The following is a 23,625-nucleotide window of genomic DNA, read 5'->3' as shown; positions in this document are numbered from 1 at the left end:
TATTATATGGGAAATTTTGAAAATGAAAAAGCCTGTTTTTTAGACAGACTTTCATGACATTATCTAGACATTTCCTAAATAAACATAATGCAGATGCTTTAAAGCAATCGTCTGCATTTGTTTTAAAAGCGGAATGCTTGTCGGATATTGGTTTAAGAGATGGTATCTAGGAAAGAAACGAGTGATATGTAGAGGGATATCAGGATCAATATGAGATAACCAGATGGCTTCTTTTTCCATATCTTCTAGTGCATCGTTGAAGGTAGGAACTACAAGACTGGTGATTTCAACATGAGCTTTTTGATGAGCATGAATGATATTTGTTTTCACAAGTTCGAGATTGCCATTTAAGCGATCATAGATATCCTGTCTAAAGCCTTTGAGATCAATATTTAAGGCATCGGTATATTGCAGCAAGTCATCTAAATAGGTTGTTGTGATGGTGCCATTAGTGACAAGTACTGTCTTAAGGCTAGCTTCTTTGGCTTTGATAAAAGTCTCTTTGATAAATTCATAAGCAATAAGTGGTTCATTATATGTAAAGGCAATACCAATATTACCTTCATCCACCAAAGCAAGAGCTTGATGCACAAGTTCTTCAGGTGTCATTTCTACTCTTACCATACTGCCATGATCATAAGAAATTTCATAATTCTGACAGAAAGGACATTGAAGATTACAGCCATAGCTTCCTACCGATAGAATAGAACTGCCTGGATAGAAGTGATAAAGTGGTTTCTTCTCAATAGGATCTAAAGCAAGGGATGTGATTTGGCCATAATTATTGGTTACTATATGTCCTGCCTTGTTTTCTCTGGCATGACATAATCCTGTTTGTCCTTCTTGTAAGTCACAATGATGAAAACATAAACCACATTTCACACTATCACCTTCCTAATAATGTCTAACAACCTCAAACTTAAATAATTCAATATCTTCATCATCATAAATACCAGCTTTCCTAGCTGCTATTTCTATTTGTTCTGATACTGTATCAACACCATCAAGTCTAGGAAGCAATAAGCCTCTCTTCTGATGGTGTTTGACAATGACACCATATTTTTGTGGATCAAGCTCTTCATAGGTAGCTGGAGTAACATCACCAAGGATATCAACGCTATAAATGAGTTTAGGTAATTCAATACGGGTGATAGGTGAGAAGCGAGGATCTCTTGTACTTGCCGAGATGGCATTATTGCGTATTTCCAGGGCAATATTATCTGTTGTTGGCTGGAATGTCCCAATACAGCCTCTAAGCTGACCATCTTTTTTAATAGAAACAAAGACACCAGCCTTTTCAGTCAACATAGCTTCCGGTAAGTGGGATGGAAGTGTTGGTATAGTCTTCGTATTCACATAGCTTTCCACAACAGTTCTTGCCCATCTTACATAGGGATCTTCAGCTTTTCTTATCGCTAAAATCTTCTCTTCTTCATATTTCTTTGCCTGTTCACCAAAGTGACGTGTTTCATCTTTTCCCCCTATATCAAAACCAACAACACCATATCCAACACCAAAAGGTCCTTCATAGGAATATAATGTTGGTTGAACAGAAAGGCAATCTAAGGCACCGACCATAATAATAAATGAACGCAAACCACATTCTGCTGCTCTTTCACAAAAACCATAATCCATGGTCATTAAATCTAAGAAATTTCCATGACTTAATGCCTGTATGACTTTTTGATCAAATTCTGGTCCTTCTTTCGCATAACCATATGGACCACTTTCTTTAAGTTTATGTGATAAATCTCCTGAGGCTATAATGACTACTTTACGTTGAAGTTCTTCAACTGTTTTACTAATAAGCTGACCTAAATGATAATGATCTTGATAGCTTAAACCTGATAATCCCATACGTACAACTTTATAGTTAGTCATATATTGATTAAGAAAATACAGTGGTATCATTGTAGCATGATCGAGTCGTTTCATTCTTTGCCCCAATGTTCCTGCAGGAACACCACTATTTTCTGTATTATGGCATAATGCCTCAACAAATTCTTCATCATAGTCACATGTGATTTTGACTTGTTTCGCTCTAAACTGACCAAAATCACCTTCGGCATGAGCACCATCTGAGATATTGAAGTAATCACTATATGATGTATTATGTGGACTTATGATAATAATGGTATCAGGATGAAAGCTTGCGACTTTCTTCATGACTTCATGATAGCTATTGATTGTATCTTGGATTTTCTTTTCTTCCCCTTGACCTACTTCAGGAATAATAAGTGGAGGATGGGGTACACAACATGTATAGAGTATTGGCATTTTTGTCGCCTCCTTACCATTATTATAGTCATTTTCCTATATTCTTGAAAGTTTCCTCATAATCTCATAAAAAATCATATATAATGATGATATCGGAGGGAATGTTTTATGAAGAAGAAATATAAAATCATCATGATCAGCCTTATCGCTGTCATTGTTTTAGGCATAGGTATTGTCGTAGGGAACTCTTGGCATACAAAGACACAACAGCCTAAAGTCTCTACTACAACAATCACAAACAGTACTGCAAAAGGTGAAGCAAGCAAAGAAGAAAAAGAAGCTTTAAAGTCTTCAGAACAAGCATTATCTGAAGCAACAAAGAAAGTTGTCGATAGTGCCAATAAAAAAGAAGAACCAGCAACACCACAACAAACAAACCAGCCCCAACAAAAACAAGAAACACAACAACCACAAACTCAACAAGCCCCTACACCTGCTCCAGTTAAACAAGCTGTCCCAACAAACAATAAAGTCGTCTGTATTGATGCAGGACATCAACGCTATGGCAATAGCGCAAAAGAGCCTATTGGTCCTGGTGCTACTCAAACAAAAGCAAAAGTGACTACCGGAGCAACTGGCATTCGTTCACATCGCACAGAATCACAAATCAATCTTGAAATAGCACTTAAACTCCAACGCATCCTTCAATCACGTGGATATACTGTTGTTATGTGTCGTACAAGTCAGGATGTCAATCTTTCTAATAAAGAACGTGCAGATATTGCGAATAAAGCACATGCCGGAGCATTCATTCGTTTACACTGTGATTCCTCAGATAATCAATCTGTGAATGGAGTGACTGGCTTAGCACCTGCATCAGGAAATCCTTATCTATCATCAAGCATTGTGTCATCATCTCAATCTCTTACAAGAGCAGTTGTCAATGGCTTATGTTCAGCTACGGGTGCTAAAAACCGTGGTCTCAGCCTCGTAAACAACATGTCTGGTATCAACTGGACACAAGTACCTGTCGCACTCGTAGAAATGGGCTTTATCTCCAACCCAAATGAAGATGCCAATCTGACAAATGATGCTTATCAGGAAAAAGTCGCGAACGGCATTGCGAATGGCATCGCCTCATTCCTACACTAATTTCTATGCCTAATTAAATAAATCCTAAATTTGTATTAGAAGCATTGACATAATCCCAAAAATAGATTACTTAAATATGCACACGAAGGGCAAATTGAAAGGACAAGAGCGGCGACTCTTGTCCTTTCTAGTTTTTAGCGAGACTTATCTCGGGCATGTTCTATAGCTTTTTTGACCCGTCTTAGACAAGCCAATAGCGCCTTTTCCACTGCCACTTTGATGACAATTTCAAGAAACACTTTATTAACCATCGACTAATCCTGCATAAAGAAAGATTAGTATCAAAAGCTTTCCCTATTTCATTGACATCATCAAAGAAATAGTTTACATTATTGATGCACACACCAAGGCAAATTGAAAGGACAAGAGTGGCGACTCTTGTCCTTTCTAGTTTTTAACGAGACTTATCTCGGGCTTGTTCTATAGCCTTTTTGACTTGCTTTACGCAAACCAATAGCGCCTTTTCCACTGCCACTTTGATGACAACTTCAAGAACACTTTTTAGTATCCATAGAAGGTTCACACCAAGGCACCCCCTTTCACGCCGCCGATTAGAGGCGAAGGAAAGTACCTCTATATATGTATAGTCATGAAAATGGCATTTTTCTCACAAAAAATAGAAATTTGTGTGGAAATTGGTATTATTTGGTTTGTAAGTAGGATTAATGCCTTAAATTGTATATGTAGTAAAAAAGGACAAGAGTTGCAGCTCTTGTCCTTTTTACATGTTATATGTTATTGTTGTAGGATTCTATTTCTTTTTGGAATGATTTAAGTATAGTTTCTAGTTCATCATAAGTATTGATTTTAGTAAGCTGGTTCTTTACTTTGGCGGCACCATGTTCGCCTTTGATATACCAGGGAGCCTGTCCACGCATCATGCGTATACCATTGACTTCTCCTTCAAGCTTACATAGTTCTTTGGCATGTGTTAAGCACATGTCAATTTTTTGGTTGAAGGTTGGTTCGTCATCAAGTACACCTTTTTCTAAATAGTCTACTGTGCGCTTTATGATCCAAGGGTTACCCATTGCAGCTCTGCCTATCATAACGGCATCACATCCTGTTTCCTCAATCATACGTTTAGCGTCTAATGGTGAAGTAATATCACCATTTCCGATTACCGGAATAGACACTGCTTCCTTGACTTGTTTAATATAGCTCCAATCAGCATATCCTTCATAGAACTGGCTTCTTGTCCGTCCATGGACTGCAATTGCACTAACACCTGCCTTTTCCATCAGCTTTGCATATTCAACAACATTAATATGTTTTGAATCGAAGCCGATACGCATTTTGATTGTTACTGGTAAATGCACTGCTTCTACAATCGCATGAACAATTTCATAAGCACGTTCAGGATCTCTAAGCCAGTCACTTCCAGCTCCAGCTTTAAGAACCTTATTCACTGGACACCCTGAATTAAGATCAATGATATCTGCATTTGTATGTTCTTCTAAATACTTGGCTGCTTTTACCATTGATGATACCTCACCACCAAAGAGCTGTAAGCTCATTGGGTGTTCATCTTCATCAATTGCCAGCATATCCAATGTCTTCTCATTTCTATAACAAATAGCTTTATCACTAATCATTTCTGATACAACCAATCCTGCACCAAAAGACTTAATCAGTTTTCTAAAGGCTATATTTGTGATACCTGCCATAGGAGCCATGACAACTTGATTCTTTATTTCTACATTTCCTATTTTCCACATATAAATCACCAAGAGTAAATTTAACAGTTCTTTTCAAGCGATGCAAGCAGTATGTTTCATGATATAATTATGACAAAGGAGTACATATGAAATACTACTACATCGATCATTTAATCACATTTCCAGATACATTCTTTATTACAGATCAACATGCCAATATTCTCTTTCAAGTTGATACAAAATTGAATTGGGGCCGTATTATCAAAATCTCTCAAGATCACCAAGTACTTAGAATACTTGATGATAAAATATCCACATACTTTCCTTCCTTTACAATTAAGGATGGGAATGAGCATAAGCTTGGTTGTATAAAACGCCTATTCTCGTTTAAAGCACCGCAGTTAGATTTTCAATACAAAGGTTATTATGTACGTGGTGATTATATGGCTCATAACTATCATATTGCCAAGCATGCAACAACAATCGCAACAGTAAGACATGTCTCTCAAGGTGTTGAAAAGGTGGAAATTGAGATATATAAAGATGAAGAAGCTCTCGATATTCTTACATTTGTCCTAGCGCTAGAAGCACATAAAGCTCTTTTCTAAAATCACATAATCTTCGTTTATTTAAAGGTATTTCTTTGATAATTACTTTGTATGATATAAGCAAGAAAGGAGATGACATAACCTATTAATTAGACTGATTCTACATCCAAAAGATATAAACAATTCCTTCCCTTCCCTCATAATACTATATCTGTAGAAATTCCCATCAGTCACTTAAATGAATCTATGTATAATAATATAATGAAGTTATGTCATATCCACATAACTTAACAAACGATGACAATCATGTGTGATTGTCATTTTTGTTTATATGAAAAAAAGAGGCATGTGCCTCTTACTGATGTTTATTATTTTGTATTTGTTTTAAGTCTTCTTCGCTGAAGTGATATGATTTATGGCAGAACTGACATTTTAAATCAGCACCATGATCTTCATTAATAATCGCATCTAATTCAGAATCTGGTAATGCAGCTAAAGCTTCAGCCATCTTCTCTCTCGAACAATCGCATTCATAGAAGACATCCTGATGTGCTAGAATTTCTACTTCATCACCAAAAATCATTTCTAAGATTTCTTCTGGTGTTTTACCTTGGTGGATAAGATCCGATACAGGTGGGAAGCCCTTCATCTTATTTTCAATAAATGTGATGTCTTCGTCTGTTGCTTCAGGTAATAGCTGAATGATAAAGCCGCCTGCAGATAACACACTATTATCCGTATCGACTAGAACGCCAACTGAGACAACTGAAGGTACTTGTTCTGAAACATAGAAATAGTAAGCAAAGTCATCACCAATTTCACCTGTCTGAAGCTGTACTTCTGATGTCATTGGCTGCTTTAAGCCCATATCTCTAATAACCTGTAAAGTACCATTATTGCCTACGCACATACCGACTGCTAATTTCTTTGTACTATTGTATTCATAGTGGACTTCTGGGTTAGCGACAAAGCCTTTAATTTTGCCATCGCAATGTGTTGTGGCAAGAACAGTACCCATTTCACCACCACCATTAATATTAACAGTAAGTTTTTCCTGATCTTTGTTCATAGCACCCATCATTAATGTGACTGCCATAGTTCTGCCAAGAGCAGCTGAAGCACATGGCCAAAGACCTAATTCTTCTCTTGCCTTGTTTGTGAGATTTGTCGTATTAACGGCAAAGACACGGGCATTTCTTTTATTGACAAGGCCTCTAACTAAATAATCTTTCATACTTTTCTCCTAAATCGCAAAATAACTAATGAGAGGTATAATCATACTTAAGACAATTATGCCTACAAATATTCTGATCATAACACGTCTACTCATTTTCTTTCTCCTTAAAAATGAAGTAAGGCTATACCCTACTTCATTTCATCTAATAAATCATCATCTGGATTAACTTCATCCTTAGTTTCTGGTGTTGATGGAGTATTGTCATCATTATCCGGTTTAACAACTTCATCATTGCCATTGAATGTTTCAGGCATCTTTCCTGTTTCATATAATGACTGAATTTGTTCTGCATTCAGTGTTTCATATTCTAATAATGCATTCGCAATTGTTTCAAGCTTGTCTTTATTCGCATTGATGATATCAGTAGCTTCCTGATGGGCATCATCAATAATCTTTCTGACTTGCTGGTCAATTTCAAAAGCAATCTGGCCTGAATGTGTATTAGAAAGTTGTGAATAGTCACGGCCTAAGAATACAGCATTTTCACCACTATCGTACTTGATTGGGCCAAGTTCTGACATACCTAATTCAGTAACCATCATACGGGCAATTCTTGTTGCCTGCTGGATATCGTTAGCAGCACCTGATGAGATATCACCAAAGAAGATTTCTTCAGCTACACGACCACCCATGAAACCGGCAATCTCGGCTAAGAGCTGCTGTTTTGTTTCAAAGTATGTTTCGTCCTTAGGTGTCATTAAGTTATAACCACCGGCATCACCACGAGGTACGATTGTGACTTTCTGTACCTGGTTGGCATCTTCAAGTGTTAAACCAACAATCGCATGTCCAGATTCATGATAAGCAACAAGCTTTCTTTCTTTTTCTGTATACTTTCTGCTCTTCTTAGCTGGACCACCAATAACTCTATCGATAGCTTCATCAACATCTTCAAGAGTAATTACACTATGACCTAAACGTACAGCTAATAAAGCTGCTTCATTTAAGACATTGGCTAACTGGGCACCTGAGAAGCCAGGTGTACGGCGAGCAATGTTATCAAAGTCAACATCTGGTGCTAACTTCTTATTTCTTGCATGAACGGCAAGAATCTGTGCTCTAGCACGACGGTCTGGATTAGAAACATGAATTTGTCTATCGAAACGACCTGGTCTTAATAAGGCTGGGTCAAGGACGTCAGCACGGTTTGTCGCTGCAAGGACAATGACACCTTCATTACCTTCAAAACCATCCATTTCTACAAGTAACTGGTTCAATGTCTGTTCACGTTCATCATGACCACCACCAACACCAGTACCACGCTGTCTACCAACGGCATCGATTTCATCGATAAAGATGATACATGGTGCATTCTGCTTGGCTGTTTTGAACATGTCACGAACACGTCCAGCACCAACACCGACAAACATTTCAACGAATTCAGAACCAGAAATGGAATAGAAAGGTACATTGGCTTCACCAGCCACAGCACGGGCAAGTAAAGTTTTACCTGTCCCTGGAGGACCTACAAGCAAGACACCTCTTGGGATTTTAGCACCCATATCCGCAAAACGCTTAGGGTTCTTTAAGAAGTCAACCAATTCCTTAACTTCTTCTTTCTCTTCATCTGCTCCGGCAACATCACTAAAACGTGTCTTTTCATTCTTTTCAAGCTTAGCTCTTGAATTCCCAAATTCAAAAGCTTTCGCATTTCCGCCACCAGCTGCATTCATGTATTTGAAGAGGAATACCATACCACCAATTAAGATGATATAGGGAATAAGATTCATGATAATATTGATGACCATATTATCATCAGATGCATCTGCAACTTTCGCTTTCACACCCTGGTCTTTAATAACCTGCATTAATGAATCGACTTCTTCATCAGTAGCAGGTACTAAAGTAGAGAATGATACTGTTCTGTTTTTGCCATCAACCTTCTTAGTATACTTACCTGTAACATCAACGACATAGCTTTGTGGCTTAACAGTCACTTCTTTAATCTTTTCATCTTCTAATGCCTTTGTAAATTCAGAGTAAGTTAAGGTTTCACTGCCAGCATTACGGTTTGTAAGAACCGGAATAATACTGCCAATGATCACCAATACTAAGACCCAAGGAAGAATAGCTTTTAATAGACTTTTATTCTTCTTGTTCATACTGTCTCCTTACATATAGACTTCTTCTTTTAATATTCCTACATAGGGAAGGTTACGATACTTCTCATTATAGTCCATACCATATCCAATGACAAATGCATTAGGAATTTCAAAACCTACATACTTTGCTTGAATAGGGAATTCGCGTCGTTCCTGCTTATTTAAAAGGGTTGCAATTTCTACACTTGCCGCACCTTTTTCAAGAAGCATCTGTCTGACTGTATATAATGTCTTACCAGTATCGAGAATATCTTCGACTAAAAGAATGTCTTTGCCCTTAAAGTCAACATCAATATCCTTTTTCACAATAACATTACCTGTAGACTCTGTTCCTTCATAGCTAGAAACACGCATAAAATCAAATTCAACATCCAATGTCACATGCTTTGCAAGTTCCGCAAAGAAAGGCACACTTCCCTTTAATAAGCCAACCATCAATACATCCTTGCCTTCATAGTCAGCAGAAATCTGTTTTCCTAATTCAGCACTTCTATCTCTAATTTGTTCTTCAGTATATAAAATTTCACGCGTATCCTTATGCATACGTAAACCTCCTATAATGCGGTTATTTTATCACAAAAAGGTTGGGATTTGTAGACAAATACTCATATCTTTTGGCAATTCCTGGAATCAAAATAATCTCCCCATCATTTCTTACAACAATCGGATAAAGAGCTCTTTCGTGAGAAGGAATTTTATTGTTGATGAAGAGTCTTGCCACCTTCTTCTTCCCACCACTTGTCTTAATCACATCACCTGGAAGAATAGAACGAATAGTGAGTGGAAAATCAGCATCACTTACATTAACACCATCATTCATTGCCCCTTGAAGACGAATAGAAAAATAGCCATAATCCTCTTCTTTAAGTGATGTAATGGTATAAGCATAGCTCTTATTGACAGATAATGTGGCAATAGTGATATTATCATATGCTTTTATGAACTGCTGATGAAGTGGGAGTTCGAGCATGATATTGGGTTTAGCTGATGTCATCTGGTGAATGATTTCATTTATTAAATGCTGACTGATCTTCTCTACTGGTATTTTCTCCTCCAACAAGCAAAAAAGAAAATCACTATAGAGTGCTTCTGGTATTTCATGATAATTGATTTTATTTTCAGCATGATATTTTTCAAGTAATGGTTTGAGTTGGGATTGGATATGTTCTTTTCTTTGATTATATGCTTTTGCTTTCAACAACAATTCTTCTTTTTGTTGATCGGTATAGGTGTTAAGCACAAGATTTCTCACCTGATCACGTTTAAAGTGTGTTTGAAAATTTGTATAGTCGTCATGAAAGGCAATATGATTTTGGATGCAGTAATCACGTAGTGCCTGTTTTTTAGTATCGAGTAATGGGCGAATAACGGTCATATGCTGGATGGTTGTAATAGGCTCAATACCAAGGTAATTCGTTTGACTGCCACGTTCTAGATACATATAAATGGTTTCTAATTCATCATCAAGATGATGGGCCAGTAATACCGCATCATAGCCTTGATCTAAGACTTCATGATAGAAGTGATAACGCATTTGCCGAGCTACAGCCTGGAAGTTACCTTGTTGATAATCTTCTTTAGTGAAGACTTTGTAATAGAATGGAATGTTGTGCTGGGTAGCATAATCATGGACTACTTGATAGTCCTCATCCGTATCTTCTCTTAGATTGTAGTTGACATGAGCAATGGCAACTTGATAGTTCTTCTTGACCATCATATCCAGCAATGCCATCGAATCACAGCCTCCTGACACCCCAATGACATAGCGTTTTTGATGACTTAAATACTTTTCATTCATAGCTTCCCCTCATAAAAAAAGCCCTAATCGAAGGGCTTAATAAATACTGTAATATCTGATTTTCTTGGTCATTACGATTGTTTCAATAATCTCTAAGATGGCTGAAACAATCAAGATAATCCCACTCGCAATTGTAATAGAGACAAGTGCATTTGCAGGATAGACGAGAAGTAAGAAACCAAGAACAATCTCAAGAATTGAAGACAAGAAAACAAGAATCCAGCCTGAAGAGCTTAATGCTGTTAAAAAGAGGAAGGATACCTGCATCTTCATAATAGCTTCAAAAATCACAAAGACACCAATAATCAAAGGCAAGAAAGTCTTAAAGAAATCCATATTCAAATACAATAAGACGCCCCCAATAATACATAAAAAACCATCTAATAAACCATTAGAATATCTTCTTGCATTATTATCCATAAAGATAAATGCAAATACATCAATAATACCTTTAATGCCAAGACCTGCTGCAAAAATCATAAATACCAAATCAATCATTTTCACAGGCATGATAATCTGTAATACCCCTACAACAATCATCAATAGTGCTGTAACAATACTCATGATTTCATATCTTCTTAAATAATCACTTAACATTTTCTATCACCTTTACATAATAACTTCATCAAGTCTAACTACATAACCTTCATCACGATAGAGATAACTCTCATCAAACTTCTTAAAGCCTAAATCCAGCAATAATCTTCGTGATGCTTCATTCGCCTTATAAATATAGGCAATACATTTCGTATATTCATAATGTGTATAAATATAATCTAATAAAGCACGCACACTTTCCCGTCCATAACCTTGCTTCCAATAATCAGAATCAATAGTATAGCCAATAGTAATACAGCTAGAACTGAGTGCTTCTAAATGTAAATCACCTATTAATGTACCATCCTTAAGAACAATCGCAAATTGCGTATTATCCTTAGCTCCACCACTAAAGGGATGTTTTTGTACATAATGAATACGACTTCTTGCTTCTCTTTCTGAATAGTGATTCCAGCTTTGATACTTCGCAACTTCTTTCTTATTACGATATTCAAGCATTCTTTCAAGGTCTTCTTCTTGAAGATAGCGAATATTGAGTCTTTCTGTTTCTATCATTTTGGTTCAATATTGTAATAGATAAACAACATTCTATTCTTTCCATTTATATCCTTTAAAAAGCGATGAGGACATTCCGGGAAGTAGTGCTGAAGTGCTTCTTCCATGATATCTCGCTGATCAAAACCCATTTCAAAGGCAAGAATAGCTCTCTCTTTGAGGATAGGACGCACTGTTTCAAAAATCTTGCGATAGAAATAAAGACCATCTTCACCACCAAAAAGAGCAACATGAGGTTCATTATTCTTTACACGTGGATCAATCTCCTGGTGGACAGGGATATAAGGTGGATTGGAGACAAAGATATCTACTTTCTTCTTTGCATCAATCAGTGGCTGAACCATATCTCCCTGATAGAATGTCACATGAGCACCTAGGTCTGCAGCATTCTTTTTTGCCACAACAAGTGCTTTTTCACTAATGTCTGTAGCACATACATTGAGCTTTGGTTCTTCTAGCGCAAGTGAAATCGCAATCGCCCCACTGCCTGTTCCTACATCACATAAATCAATTGTTTCATAATCTTTAAAATAATCATCAATCGCATAAAGAATATTCTCCACAAGTTCTTCTGTTTCATAACGTGGAATAAGAACATCTTCATTGACTGTAAATTCATAATTAAAGAAATATTCCTTACCTTTAATATACTGTACAGGTTCGCCATTAAGATAACGTTGTAAGTCTTCATTAAAGGTTTTTAATGTTTCTTCATCAACCTCTTCATCCATTTTCAAATAGAGTTCATGAGGTTGCATGTTGGAAACATGATAGAAGAGCACTTTAGGGACATTGCTGTCTTTATTGGCTTCATCCATTTTATTTTCAGCTTCATCAATGAGTTCTCTAATTGTCATTCTGTTCACCTAATAACTTTAAACGCTGATCTTCGTTAATTAAAGCCTGAATAATATCATCGAGCTTACCATCCATAATCTTATCTAACTGCTGGATTGTTAAGCCAATACGATGGTCTGTGACACGGTTTTGTGGGTAGTTATATGTTCTAATCTTTTCTGAACGATCTCCACTACCAACCTTGCTTTTACGTTCAGTTTCCAATGCCGATGTCTGCTGATCCTGGAAGTACTGATAAACACGAGCACGTAATGTCTGCATGGCTTTATCACGGTTGTCATGCTGGCTTCGGCCATCCTGGCTTGTAGCGACAATACCCGTTGGCAAGTGGGTAATACGTACAGCTGAGTCTGTCTTATTGATATGCTGTCCACCAGCACCTGATGAACGATATGTATCAACACGTAAGTCTTTTGGATCAATATGGACTTCGACATCATCAACTTCCGGCATAACAAGTACTGTTGCTGTTGAAGTTTGAATACGTCCCTGTGATTCTGTCTTAGGCACACGCTGAACACGATGTGAACCTGATTCATATTTTAATTTTGAATAAACATGATCACCGGATACAGTAAAAGCAATTAAGGAATAACCACCTGCTTCTGATGTCTGTGCTTCGTTGACTTCAATCTTCCAGCCCTGGCTTTCAGCATATTTAGAATACATTCTAAATAAGTCACCGGCAAAGATATTGCCTTCATCACCACCCGCAGCACCACGGATTTCCATAATAACATTCTTATCATCATTAGGATCTTTTGGAATAAGTTCTAGCTGGATTTCCTGTTCAAGTTCTGGCTGACGCTTAGTGAGTGTTTCGTATTCTTCTTTGGCCATTTCTCGAATTTCAGGATCGGATTCTTTTAAGAGCTCCTTAGCTTCTTCAATACCGTCTAATAAACTTTTATATTCCTGACACATATTGTAAGCTTTTTCTAAAGAAGCTTGTTCTTTAGAAGCGGCTGTCATTTTACTGACATCATTCGCAATGGAAGGGTCCATGAGAATCTGTGTTAATTCATCATATCTTTTTTCTACTGTTTCAAGTCTTTCTAATAAAGTGTTCATGAAAACCTCCTTGTAATCGTCCCTATTATAATATAACCAACTCCAATAAGCAAAATAAATTCATGCCTTATATTGATACTCTTTTGCTTTTCTCTTATACTTTGATATGTTGGAGGAAAAAGTATGATTAAAGCTATAATATTTGATATGGATGGACTAATGATTGATAGTGAAAGAGTAACTTTTGAAAGCTATCAGGAAGTCTTAAAAGATATGAACCTAACAATGGATCGGACATTCTATGTCTCACTTTTAGGTCGTACAAAAGAGGGTATTGCCAAGCAGTTCTATGATGCCTATGGCCAAGATTTCCCTTTTGATCAAGTGATCACAAAATGCCATGAAGTGATGGCTAAACGCTTTAAACAAGAAGGTGTCCCACTTAAGCCCGGATTACTTCATTTACTAACATATCTAAAAAAAGAACATAACTATAAAACCATTGTAGCAACAAGCAGTACCCGTGATCGTGTTGATCAGATTTTAAAACAGGCTAATATCACTGATTACTTTGATGATTCTATATGTGGTGATGAGGTTATCAAGGGTAAGCCAAATCCTGAAGTCTTTCTTAAAAGCTGTGAGAAGCTAGGAGTTAAGGCAGAAGAAGCTTATGTGCTTGAAGATAGTGAAAGTGGTATTATGGCTGCTTATTCAGCTCACATCAAGGTTATATGTGTGCCTGATATGAAATATCCTGAACCACAATATGCATCAAAGTGTTATAAGATTGTAGAAACACTTAATGATGTTATTGATATTTTAGAAGATTAGTTTCTTAGAACGTTGACAATAAGGCTTTGTCAGCGTTTTTTCTTTCAGGTATAGCCCTGTTCCTACTAGGTGGTTTCTTATGTACTCTTCGATTTACATTGTATTCTTACCTACTGTAAGAATATGTTTTGATATTTGAATTTTGTCTTTCAAATATTATTTGAGAGCTTTTTCCTTTAAGATATCCCAGTATTCCAGAGACAGAATACTTTGGCAGAATTTTAATTTTTTGAAAATAGTCAATTGACAACTGGTTCTCTCTTGGCTAAACTGAGTATACGTCGAAAAAGTAGAAATGCTTTTGTAAGGGCTCTATCGCAAGATCGGGCCCTATTTTTCTGCGCCAAATATCCTGCAGGTCATTATCGTTGTACCTGGAGGTTTTTTTGCATCACGAAACTGTCACCCGATTAATTATCTATTGGCAAATGCGCTGCCTGAACATCATTGGTTATTATTAAGCATATTGGTATGCTCTAGTATCAAGAAGAACAAAGCACAGGAGTAAGCCCAACAAAAAAACAAGGCCAAATCTATTTGACCTTGCTTGATAGTTATTTTAAATATCTAAAGCTGCATGATATCCCCAGTAAACAGCATTTGTGATTGTTGATACTTTAGCTGCATCACCAATAACACGTACAAATGGAGCTGTATCTTGTAATTCTTCAACAGTCTTTGTTGTAGAGCACTGACCTAATGCACAGATAACTGTTGTACCTTCAATAGTCACCTTATTGCCATCTTTGTCTTCACAAAGAATACCATTTGAAGTCACTTCCAAGCCTTTTAAGCCAGTATGTGCTTTGACATACTTGTCAATCTGGGCTAAGAGTAATGGACGATGACGAATATTGGCATCAACAGCAAGTTGATCACGCATTTCTACAAGTTCAACATGTTTGCCTTCCATGCCAAGATGAATAGCACATTCACATCCAGCTAAACCACCACCAAAGACAACCACATGATCTGTTTCTTTGTCTTTTTCTTTATAATAATCATTAACAACAATGACATTATCACCCTTTAAACCTGGAATTGGTGGGACGAGTGGTGTTGATCCTGTAGCGATAATAACGGTATAAGGGTTTTCCTTTTCAATTAATGCCTTTGTCGCTTCAGTGTTCATTTTAAAATGAACACCTGCTCTTTTTGCCAGTAATGCATAAGTACCTGAGAGTTCATACATTTCATGTTTAAAGGAAATAGCTTGTTCACTCTTAAGAATACCACCCACTTCATTTTCTTTTTCATATAAAGTTACATCATGACCACGTCTTGCTGCTGTATAAGCGGCATAAAGTCCACCAGGACCACCACCCACAACAACGACTTTACGTTTTGTTGGAGCGGGCTGAATTTCATTGCCTTCTATCTCACGGCCAATTAATGGATTGACTGTACAACGACGTGTTGATGTTGCTGCTCTTTCAGCCATACATGTAAAGCATCTTAAGCACTTCACAATTTCTTCAGGACGGTTTTCTACGACTTTACGTGGTAAGAAAGGATCAGCTAATAGAGCTCTTGCCATATATACAATATCAGCTTTACCTGAGGCAATGATATCTTCTAATTGTTCAGGATCATTTAGACCACCAATAGTAGCTACCGGCTTAGAAACATGCTTTTTAATTTCTGCTGCTAAGAATACATTACGACCATGTTCCTCAAACATAGAAGGATGTGTAATACCAAATGTCTTCTGGTAAGTACCTGCTGAGACATGAATGATATCTACATAGGGTTCAATCATCTTCGCAATCTCAATACCATCTTCTAGACCATATCCACCTTCTGTAAATTCACTACCACTCATACGGAATTCAATTAAGAAATCAGGACCAACAGCTTCTCTTACTGATTTCAAAACACGAATCGCAAAACGACAACGATTTTCTAATGATCCCCCATATTCATCTTCACGATGGTTGAAGAGTGGTGAAAGGAACTGGTTGATTAACCAGCCATGTCCACCATGAATCATCACCATTTCAAAGCCAGCTCTTTTAGCCAAGCTTGCGACATGACCATAAGCATGGACAATTTCTGTAATCAATTCTTCATCGAGTGCTTTCACCTTAACACCATCTGCTCTTACCGTATCACATGGACCATATTGTACGAGTTCATGTTGTTTTGTTTTATCAGTCATATATGTGCCTGCAAACATACCTGAATGAGAAAGCTCAAGTGATGGAATTGCACCATGTCTTCTAATCGCATCAGCAGCATAAGTTGCCCCTGCTAAAGAATTAAGAATGGATTCATCTAAGCGGTAAGCATGGGAACCATCTGTTTTATGAACCATGCATTCTGAAACAGTAACGGCTGCTGCTCCGCCTTTAGCTCTTAATTCGTAGAAGGCTGTTGACTTAGGTCCAATACAACCATCATTTGTAATATCAGTACCACCCATAGGGGCTGAGAACATGCGATTTCTAAATGTCTTTTGTCCAATTGTAATTGGGCTAGATAAATGTTTATACTGTCTTTCCATTATTTTTCTCCTTCACTTTTCTTTAAAACAAGACGATAACAGAATGTCAAAATAATACCCGCTACATCAAAAGCTAATGCGATAAGGAATGCTCGTTGATAAGCACCATCAGTCGCAAAGACATAACGCATAACTGAAGGGCCAAAATATCCTGCCAAAGCAAAGCCTATAAACATGATGCCATATTTCACAGAATTATTCTTTGCGCCAAAACGGTCAACAGTAAAGCCTGGGAACACACCCATAAAGGCCCCAAAACAAATCCCTACGACTGCAACACCACAATAGAATAAAGCAACAGCACCAACTTGACAGAAATAGAGAGCACATAAGCCAACCATAGAAAGCACCAAGGCACCTGTCAATGTATTAATACGACCAATCTTATCAGAAATAAAACCTGCTACAATACGCCCTAAGGCATTAAATAAAGCAAGCACTGATACCGCAAGTGCTGCACTCGTTGCGCTCATGCCAATCATGTTGATGGCCACACCACTAGCCTGAGAAATAATCATCATGCCTGAGAAAGCCCCACAAGTTAAAGTTAAAATCATGATATAGAAGATAGGTGTTTGCAGCATTTCCTTCCAGTTTTTATCATGATCATTACTCTTTACCTGAACTAGTGGTGTCCATCCTTCAGGCACAAAGTCAGCAGGACAAGGCTTTAAGAATAAGGCTGAAATACAAACAATTAATAAGAATACTGTACCCACAATTTTAAAGGCCATTGTGACATCTGTCGCTGCTACAATCGCTGTTACAATAGGTGGTAAGAGAACGGAACTTAGACCATAAATACCTGTTGTAATACCACCGATGAGACCACGCTTATCCTGGAAATATTTCACAGCTGTGGAAATCGTACTGCCATAAGCCATACCAAGTCCAAGACCACTAATCAAGCCATAAGTCACAATCAACATATTCACTGAATGCACAAAGCCAGAAGCAATTAAACCTAAACCAAACATCAATCCACCAGTAAAGATCACGGCTTTAGGTCCAATCTTATCATTAAAGAAACCACCACTAATCATTGTGATTGGCCCTACAGCATTAGCGATTGTATAAACAATTGCCAGATCACCTGTTGTCAGTGTTTTACCTGCAAACTGCGATAAATAAGCAGCCATTGGTGAAGCAAATACGCTCCATGCATAGATTGATCCTAGACATAGATTGATCAAACAGCAAAGCACTAAATAAAACCATCGTTTTCTTGTAAGATTCATACTTTTCTCCCTTAAGTTATAGTTGTGATATTTTGCACAATGTCGACGATGAAATTTGATATGTCAATATTTACATTGTGAAATTTATAACTTCAAGAAAAAAGATACAGATGCTCTTTCTGTACCTTTCTTCCTATTCTTTCAACAATTCTATACACTTTTCAATCCAGGCAATCGTACTTTCTTCACGCATGATAGCTGACATTAAGACAAGATAATCCCCAAATACTTCTTCCTCTTTTATAGGAACATGGGTGAATTTCTTAAGCTGTTTTTGCAGGTGTTTAAGACGCTTGCGATGTTTTAAACGATGATCCATGAAGAGATCTAAACGATCTTCTTCATTCATACTTTTAGAGAAAAAGACTCGTAAACGAAAAGGATCTTTAGGTGTCTTGATGATATCTTCATCATCATTCAGCCACTCTAAGAAATCTTTTTCACCAGCCTCAGTAAGAGAATAGAGTTTACTATCTGGACCTTTATCTGATTGTTGGAGTATATAGGTAATGGATCCCTCTTTTGTCAGTTTTTTGAGTTCAGGATAAATCTGACTATGATTCGCTGACCAGAATTCATTTAATGTTGATTCGAATTCTTGCATAAGATCATATCCTGTCATAGGTTTTTGATGAATCATTCCCAGTATTGCATATTTTAATGTGCGCATGTTTTACCTCAATGTATTTCTAGATTTAGAGTGCCACAATTCCTATTTTAATACAATGGTAAAAACAGGTATGTAGGACATACCTGCTTTCGCTCTTATTTTGCTTTGAGAGTACGCATAGAATTGAGGATACAGATGAAAGCAACGCCAACATCCGCAAAGACAGCCCACCACATATTCGCAATCCCTACAGCACCAAAGATCAATGTTAAAATCTTAACTGCAATCGCAAAGACAATATTGACTTTCGCAATGCCAACAGTCTTATGGGCAATACGTTTTGTTGTCGCTAACTTGTCAAGATTATCATCCATCAAGACAATATCAGCAGCTTCAATAGCGGCATCACTGCCCATGGACCCCATCGCAATACCGACATCACAGCGGGTTAAGACAGGTGCATCATTAATACCATCACCTACATAAGCCACACGATGCTTGTCAGAAGATGTTTTGAGGATTTCCTCAACTGCATTGACTTTATCACCAGGCAGAAGTTCAGCACGTACTTCATCCACACCTAACTTCTTGGCAACACTATCAGCCACACTCTTCTTGTCCCCTGTCAACATGATAATCTTTTCAATACCACTATTCTTCAGATGTCTTAAAGCACTGACAGCGTTGTCCTTGATTTCATCGGCAATCAGGATTGTTCCTAAGAAATCATGATCAGCACCAACATAGACAACTGTAGCACTCTCATTTGTGCTTTCGATATAAGGAATAGCTTGTTCTTTCATGAGCTTGGCATTACCTACATAGATTGTTTTGCCATTCACTTTACCACTCATACCCATACCTGTTATATTCTGGATATCAGAGACTTGTTGAGCGTTGATATTTAAACCATATATAACAGCTGCTTCTTTTATTGATGAAGCGATTGGATGAGTGGATAGTGATTCTATTAATGCCGCATCACGTAAGACTTGTTTTTTTGACAACATACTATTAGGGATAATATCAATAACTGAGAATGTACCTTTAGTCAATGTCCCTGTTTTATCAGTAACAATTGTTTTCACATCATTAATGGCTTCTAGATAGTTTGACCCCTTTACTAGAATACCTTGCTTACTTGCAGCACCAATACCGCCAAAGAAGGAAAGTGGCACCGAAACAACAATGGCACATGGACATGAGATAACTAGGAATGTACATGCACGATAAAGCCATTTAAGCCAGTCACCAGTAATCAGTGATGGGACTATAGCTAATACAATCGCCCCAATAACAACAACAGGTGTATAGATACGGGCAAATTTTGTAATGAAATTCTCTGTCTTGGATTTCTTTTCAGCCGCATTTTCAACCATTTCTAGGATCTTAGACACTGTTGAATCTTCATAGGCTTTGGTCGTTTGAATCTTCAACAAGCCTTCACCATTAATACTACCAGAATAGATTTCATCACCCAAAGTGACACTTCTAGGCACACTTTCACCTGTAATAGCCGCCGTATTCACCATCGAGTGTCCTTCAACGACTTGACCATCTAGAGGAATTTTTTCCCCAGCCTTCACAACAACAATACTGCCCACTTCAACATCATCAGGATCCATTGTCTCAATTTCACCATTTACTTCAACATGAGCCTCTTCTGGCATAATATCCATTAATGCCGTAATAGAACGTCGACTCTTGTCAACCGCATAATCCTGGAACCATTCGCCAATCTGATAGAAAAGCATAACTGCTACGGCTTCAGCATTTTCCCCTGTCGCAAAGGCTCCAATTGTCGCTAAAGTCATCAAGAATGACTCATCAAAGCCCTGGAAATTCTTAATCGCCAACAAGGCCTTTCTTACAACATTATGACCAACAATAAAATAAGGTACTAAGAATAATATAAACATCAATAAGCGATTATTCCCTGCTTGTGGTACAAATTTGTCAATGGCCATCAAGCCAAAGAAAAGTACCAAGCTGACAAAAATATCACGTAGATTTCTTTTTTGTCTTGGGTTCAAAGAACTCATAGAGATCCCCCCTCCTAAAGATAGAATTCACAATCTGGTTCTACTTTTTTACAAGCTTTCTGAACATTTTCTAAAACTTCATCCATTCTTGCATCATCTGCTTCAACCGTCATTTTCTGTGTCATGAATGTCACTTTGGCATCAATGACACCATCCACCTTCTTCGCTGCATCTTCCATCTTGGCTGCACAGCTTGCACAATCGACATAGATCTTAAATTTCTTTTTCATAATATGTTCTCCTATTCTTCTTCAATATGGTCTCTTCCCATGGCAATAATTGTCTTTACATGATCATCCGCTAGTGAATAATAAATAGCCTTGCCATCTCTTCTTGGCTTCACAAGCTTATTCGTCTTGAGAATGCTTAAGCTATGACTGACATTGGATTGGGTCATGTCAAGATCTTGTGTTAGTTCTGTGACATTCTTTTCTCCATCCATCAGGGAGAAGAGAATTCTTAATCTTGTAGAGTCACTAAAAATCTTAAATAAATCAGCTAAATCAGTAATTTCTTCTTCCTTTATTATTTTCATGAATGCTCCTTTCATATGTTTATCTCTTCATATGTATATATTATCACATATTCATTAAAATGCAACAAAAAACCATCAACTTGTGATGGTTTAATTACTTATTGAATTAAAGAATCTCCTAAAGCTACAGTCATAGGATTTTTAAATGTAATCTGCTTTCCTGCCGCATCAGTAACAACTACCATAACTGTTGTATCATAGTCCTTAGCAAGCTTAGCTAGATCAACTTCAACAATAGGTTCAAGAGCCTTTACATTATCGCCTTGTTTTTTATTAAGGATTTTAAAGCCGCCCCCTTTCGCATTGACTGTATCAAGACCGATATGAACGAGCACTTTAACACCATTATCTAAGGCAATACCAAATGCATGTCCGGTATTAAAGAGCACTTCAAGTTGACCACTTGCCGGTGCACAGACTGTGATTTTATCTTTTGTAGACTTAAGAGCAACACCATCACCCATCATTTTTTGGGCAAATACTGGATCTTTGACTTCTGTGATGGAAAACATTTCTCCATCAAATGGTGCTACAATGACATTTTCTTTCTTTTTATTAAATAAATGAAACATAAATATCCTTCTCCTCTCTTTATTGATTATATAATATCCTCTATTTATAATATTTGTAAATATATATAGAGGAATGGTAATAATATGACGAACTTGAATTTATCAGATGAAATACTTCGTAATCTTACAAATAGTGATATGAATATTCTTACTTATATCTATCAACATGTTGATGAAGTTATCAATATGGATGTTAAGACACTCGCTTCAGCTATTCCTTGTTCACCATCATCAGTGATACGTTTATGTAAGAAAATTGGTTTTTCTGGTTTTCCTGAGCTTAAATTTTTCTTAAAACAAGAGAAAACAACAATAACCAATACAAATCATGGAGATGAGAGTCTTTCTTTTGATGAAATTGTAAGGAATTTGAAAAAGAATATTAAAGGTTCGCTTTCCTTAGTAAGTTCAGAAGAACTGGTACGTACTGCCAAAGTGCTTCATTCCAACATGCCGGTCTTTGTCTTTATGCCTGGTGGGATTACTGACAATATAGCCTATTATTTTGTACAGGTGCTGATGAATAGAGGCCGACAATATGTCTATCCGCTTCGTTCCACAAAAATGGCTAAGCATAAACTCTCATCCCTATCCCCCAATAGCATCATTGTGCTCATCAGTGCTTCAGGTAAATGGGCCAAAACAATAGAACTCGCAAAACTGGCTCATATGCGTGATATTAAAGTCATCAGTTTTACACCTTATACTGAAAGTGAAATTGCGAAATATTCTGATTACAATTTACGTTTCTTTACAGAAGAGAAAACACGGGATGGGGCTGAATTTACTTCACGTGTTGCGATATTCTATATCATCGATGCTCTTGCACAATATTTTGATATATATGAAAAAGGAGATAATCGCCATGAATGATTTTCTTGAAAACATAGATCAAAGCAAACTGACATATACTGATCAAATGATTCTTCAATATGTTCAGGAAAATCGCCAGAAAGTTTGCTGGATGAAGATATCGGATTTGTGTGATGAACTCTTTGTTTCTAATGCCAGTATTGTGCGTTTTTGCCAGAAGCTCGGTTGTCGAGGCTTTTCGGAATTTAAGCTTAAACTGCGTTCAGACAAAAATTCCACAAATGATCCTTATGCGAATATCATTCCTGTCATGAAAGCCCAGCTTGATGATAACCTTGCGACTGTTGAGGAGTCAAAGCTTAGACAAATTGTCACTTATATTAAAACATGTCAGCCTTTTTATATTTATGGCCGTAATATTTCATCAATACCTGCCCAATATATGTATGATATTCTTACAACACTTGATATTCCTTGTATCTCGATTAACTGGATTGATACACTAGCTTCACTCTCAAAGACAATTCCTGAGAATTCCTTTATTCTCATACTTACAGAACATCCTCATGATGAATATCAATCCATTCTTGAGGATTTCCATACCCGTGGTGCTATTGTCTGCTGGATCTGCAGTTCACCTATACCCGATAATCTTACGCAATATGTCAATATTCCTATCTATACTAGTCAACATAATGAAGTCCACAATAAACTCTCCACATTCTTACTTATCCAAATCATTATTGATTTGATCACGAATATGAAAGCTCCCTGAACGGGAGCT

The 23,625-nt window shown here is 37.1% G+C and carries 23 protein-coding genes and 1 pseudogene; 5 read left to right on the top strand and 19 right to left on the bottom strand.

Annotated elements, in window-relative coordinates:
• Positions 1-63 precede the first annotated feature (63 nt).
• Positions 64-882, bottom strand: a complete 819-nt coding sequence (gene amrS / locus FYJ79_RS04235; protein WP_326803287.1) for an AmmeMemoRadiSam system radical SAM enzyme — start codon at positions 880-882, stop codon at positions 64-66.
• A 12-nt stretch (positions 883-894) separates the two neighbouring features.
• Positions 895-2,277: an AmmeMemoRadiSam system protein A gene (amrA, locus tag FYJ79_RS04230; protein ID WP_154514787.1), complete on the bottom strand. Its 1,383-nt coding sequence runs from the start codon at positions 2,275-2,277 to the stop codon at positions 895-897.
• Between the two features lie 108 nt (positions 2,278-2,385).
• Here amrA and FYJ79_RS04225 point away from each other — a divergent pair, with 108 nt between their 5' ends.
• Positions 2,386-3,369, top strand: coding sequence for an N-acetylmuramoyl-L-alanine amidase family protein (locus FYJ79_RS04225; RefSeq protein WP_229771311.1), 984 nt, complete (start codon positions 2,386-2,388; stop codon positions 3,367-3,369).
• A gap of 728 nt (positions 3,370-4,097) precedes the next feature.
• Here FYJ79_RS04225 and dusB read toward each other — a convergent pair.
• Positions 4,098-5,087, bottom strand: coding sequence for a tRNA dihydrouridine synthase DusB (gene dusB / locus FYJ79_RS04220; protein WP_154514785.1), 990 nt, complete (start codon positions 5,085-5,087; stop codon positions 4,098-4,100).
• An 86-nt stretch (positions 5,088-5,173) separates the two neighbouring features.
• Between dusB and FYJ79_RS04215 the strand changes: the two genes are divergently transcribed.
• Positions 5,174-5,635: an LURP-one-related/scramblase family protein gene (locus tag FYJ79_RS04215; protein WP_154514783.1), complete on the top strand. Its 462-nt coding sequence runs from the start codon at positions 5,174-5,176 to the stop codon at positions 5,633-5,635.
• 295 nt (positions 5,636-5,930) lie between these two features.
• On the opposite strand, the gene hslO is transcribed toward FYJ79_RS04215, so the two are convergent.
• The 8 genes from hslO to prfA all read right to left on the bottom strand — a co-directional run bounded on the left by hslO (position 5,931) and on the right by prfA (position 13,754).
• A complete protein-coding gene (hslO, locus tag FYJ79_RS04210) occupies positions 5,931-6,809 on the bottom strand; it encodes an Hsp33 family molecular chaperone HslO (RefSeq protein WP_154514781.1) in 879 nt (292 codons plus the stop codon).
• 131 nt (positions 6,810-6,940) lie between these two features.
• On the bottom strand, positions 6,941-8,914 hold the full coding sequence (gene ftsH, locus FYJ79_RS04205; protein ID WP_154514779.1) for an ATP-dependent zinc metalloprotease FtsH: 1,974 nt from the start codon (positions 8,912-8,914) through the stop codon (positions 6,941-6,943).
• Between the two features lie 9 nt (positions 8,915-8,923).
• The gene (gene hpt / locus FYJ79_RS04200) at positions 8,924-9,457 is read right to left on the bottom strand and encodes a hypoxanthine phosphoribosyltransferase (protein ID WP_033162157.1); all 534 of its coding nucleotides are present in this window, start codon (positions 9,455-9,457) and stop codon (positions 8,924-8,926) included.
• 22 nt (positions 9,458-9,479) lie between these two features.
• Entirely contained in the window at positions 9,480-10,712 is a 1,233-nt protein-coding gene (tilS, locus tag FYJ79_RS04195) for a tRNA lysidine(34) synthetase TilS (RefSeq protein WP_154514777.1), read from the bottom strand.
• Between the two features lie 36 nt (positions 10,713-10,748).
• Positions 10,749-11,309 (bottom strand): HdeD family acid-resistance protein, encoded by a 561-nt coding sequence (locus FYJ79_RS04190; protein WP_154514775.1) that lies wholly within the window; start codon positions 11,307-11,309, stop codon positions 10,749-10,751.
• A gap of 12 nt (positions 11,310-11,321) precedes the next feature.
• Positions 11,322-11,825 carry a GNAT family N-acetyltransferase gene (locus FYJ79_RS04185; RefSeq protein WP_154514773.1) on the bottom strand — a complete coding sequence of 168 codons (504 nt, stop codon included), beginning with the start codon at positions 11,823-11,825 and terminating at the stop codon, positions 11,322-11,324.
• The gene (prmC, locus tag FYJ79_RS04180) at positions 11,822-12,682 is read right to left on the bottom strand and encodes a peptide chain release factor N(5)-glutamine methyltransferase (RefSeq protein WP_154514771.1); all 861 of its coding nucleotides are present in this window, start codon (positions 12,680-12,682) and stop codon (positions 11,822-11,824) included. Before prmC ends, FYJ79_RS04185 begins: the two co-directional genes overlap by 4 nt.
• Positions 12,672-13,754: a peptide chain release factor 1 gene (gene prfA, locus FYJ79_RS04175; RefSeq protein ID WP_154514769.1), complete on the bottom strand. Its 1,083-nt coding sequence runs from the start codon at positions 13,752-13,754 to the stop codon at positions 12,672-12,674. Before prfA ends, prmC begins: the two co-directional genes overlap by 11 nt.
• Positions 13,755-13,877: 123 nt before the next feature.
• Between prfA and FYJ79_RS04170 the strand changes: the two genes are divergently transcribed.
• Positions 13,878-14,528: an HAD family hydrolase gene (locus tag FYJ79_RS04170; RefSeq protein ID WP_154514767.1), complete on the top strand. Its 651-nt coding sequence runs from the start codon at positions 13,878-13,880 to the stop codon at positions 14,526-14,528.
• Positions 14,529-14,643: 115 nt separating this feature from the next.
• On the opposite strand, the pseudogene FYJ79_RS12545 reads toward FYJ79_RS04170, so the two are convergent.
• The 8 genes and pseudogenes from FYJ79_RS12545 to FYJ79_RS04135 all read right to left on the bottom strand — a co-directional run.
• A pseudogene (locus tag FYJ79_RS12545) lies at positions 14,644-14,754 on the bottom strand (IS200/IS605 family transposase); the annotation flags it as partial.
• 333 nt (positions 14,755-15,087) lie between these two features.
• Positions 15,088-17,031 (bottom strand): FAD-dependent oxidoreductase, encoded by a 1,944-nt coding sequence (locus FYJ79_RS04165; RefSeq protein WP_154514765.1) that lies wholly within the window; start codon positions 17,029-17,031, stop codon positions 15,088-15,090.
• On the bottom strand, positions 17,031-18,269 hold the full coding sequence (locus FYJ79_RS04160; protein WP_154514763.1) for an L-lactate MFS transporter: 1,239 nt from the start codon (positions 18,267-18,269) through the stop codon (positions 17,031-17,033). Before FYJ79_RS04160 ends, FYJ79_RS04165 begins: the two co-directional genes overlap by 1 nt.
• Before the next feature lie 133 nt (positions 18,270-18,402).
• Complete coding sequence (locus FYJ79_RS04155) at positions 18,403-18,939, bottom strand: PadR family transcriptional regulator (RefSeq protein WP_154514761.1); 537 nt, start codon at positions 18,937-18,939, stop codon at positions 18,403-18,405.
• A gap of 95 nt (positions 18,940-19,034) precedes the next feature.
• Positions 19,035-20,921: a heavy metal translocating P-type ATPase gene (locus FYJ79_RS04150; protein WP_154514759.1), complete on the bottom strand. Its 1,887-nt coding sequence runs from the start codon at positions 20,919-20,921 to the stop codon at positions 19,035-19,037.
• Positions 20,922-20,935: 14 nt separating this feature from the next.
• The gene (locus FYJ79_RS04145) at positions 20,936-21,151 is read right to left on the bottom strand and encodes a cation transporter (RefSeq protein ID WP_154514757.1); all 216 of its coding nucleotides are present in this window, start codon (positions 21,149-21,151) and stop codon (positions 20,936-20,938) included.
• Between the two features lie 11 nt (positions 21,152-21,162).
• Entirely contained in the window at positions 21,163-21,456 is a 294-nt protein-coding gene (locus tag FYJ79_RS04140) for an ArsR/SmtB family transcription factor (RefSeq protein WP_154514755.1), read from the bottom strand.
• A 98-nt stretch (positions 21,457-21,554) separates the two neighbouring features.
• Entirely contained in the window at positions 21,555-22,028 is a 474-nt protein-coding gene (locus tag FYJ79_RS04135) for a PTS sugar transporter subunit IIA (RefSeq protein ID WP_154514753.1), read from the bottom strand.
• 84 nt (positions 22,029-22,112) lie between these two features.
• Between FYJ79_RS04135 and FYJ79_RS04130 the strand changes: the two genes are divergently transcribed.
• Positions 22,113-22,901, top strand: a complete 789-nt coding sequence (locus FYJ79_RS04130; protein ID WP_154514751.1) for a MurR/RpiR family transcriptional regulator — start codon at positions 22,113-22,115, stop codon at positions 22,899-22,901.
• Positions 22,894-23,616: a MurR/RpiR family transcriptional regulator gene (locus tag FYJ79_RS04125; RefSeq protein WP_195837013.1), complete on the top strand. Its 723-nt coding sequence runs from the start codon at positions 22,894-22,896 to the stop codon at positions 23,614-23,616. Before FYJ79_RS04130 ends, FYJ79_RS04125 begins: the two co-directional genes overlap by 8 nt.
• Positions 23,617-23,625 lie beyond the last annotated feature (9 nt).

The sequence above is a fragment of the Sharpea porci genome, from assembly GCF_009695655.1.
Classification (GTDB): Bacteria; Bacillota_I; Bacilli_A; order Erysipelotrichales; family Coprobacillaceae; genus Sharpea; species Sharpea porci.
Note: the sequence above shows the minus strand (reverse complement) of the source record. Positions and strands in the feature narration are given on the sequence as shown.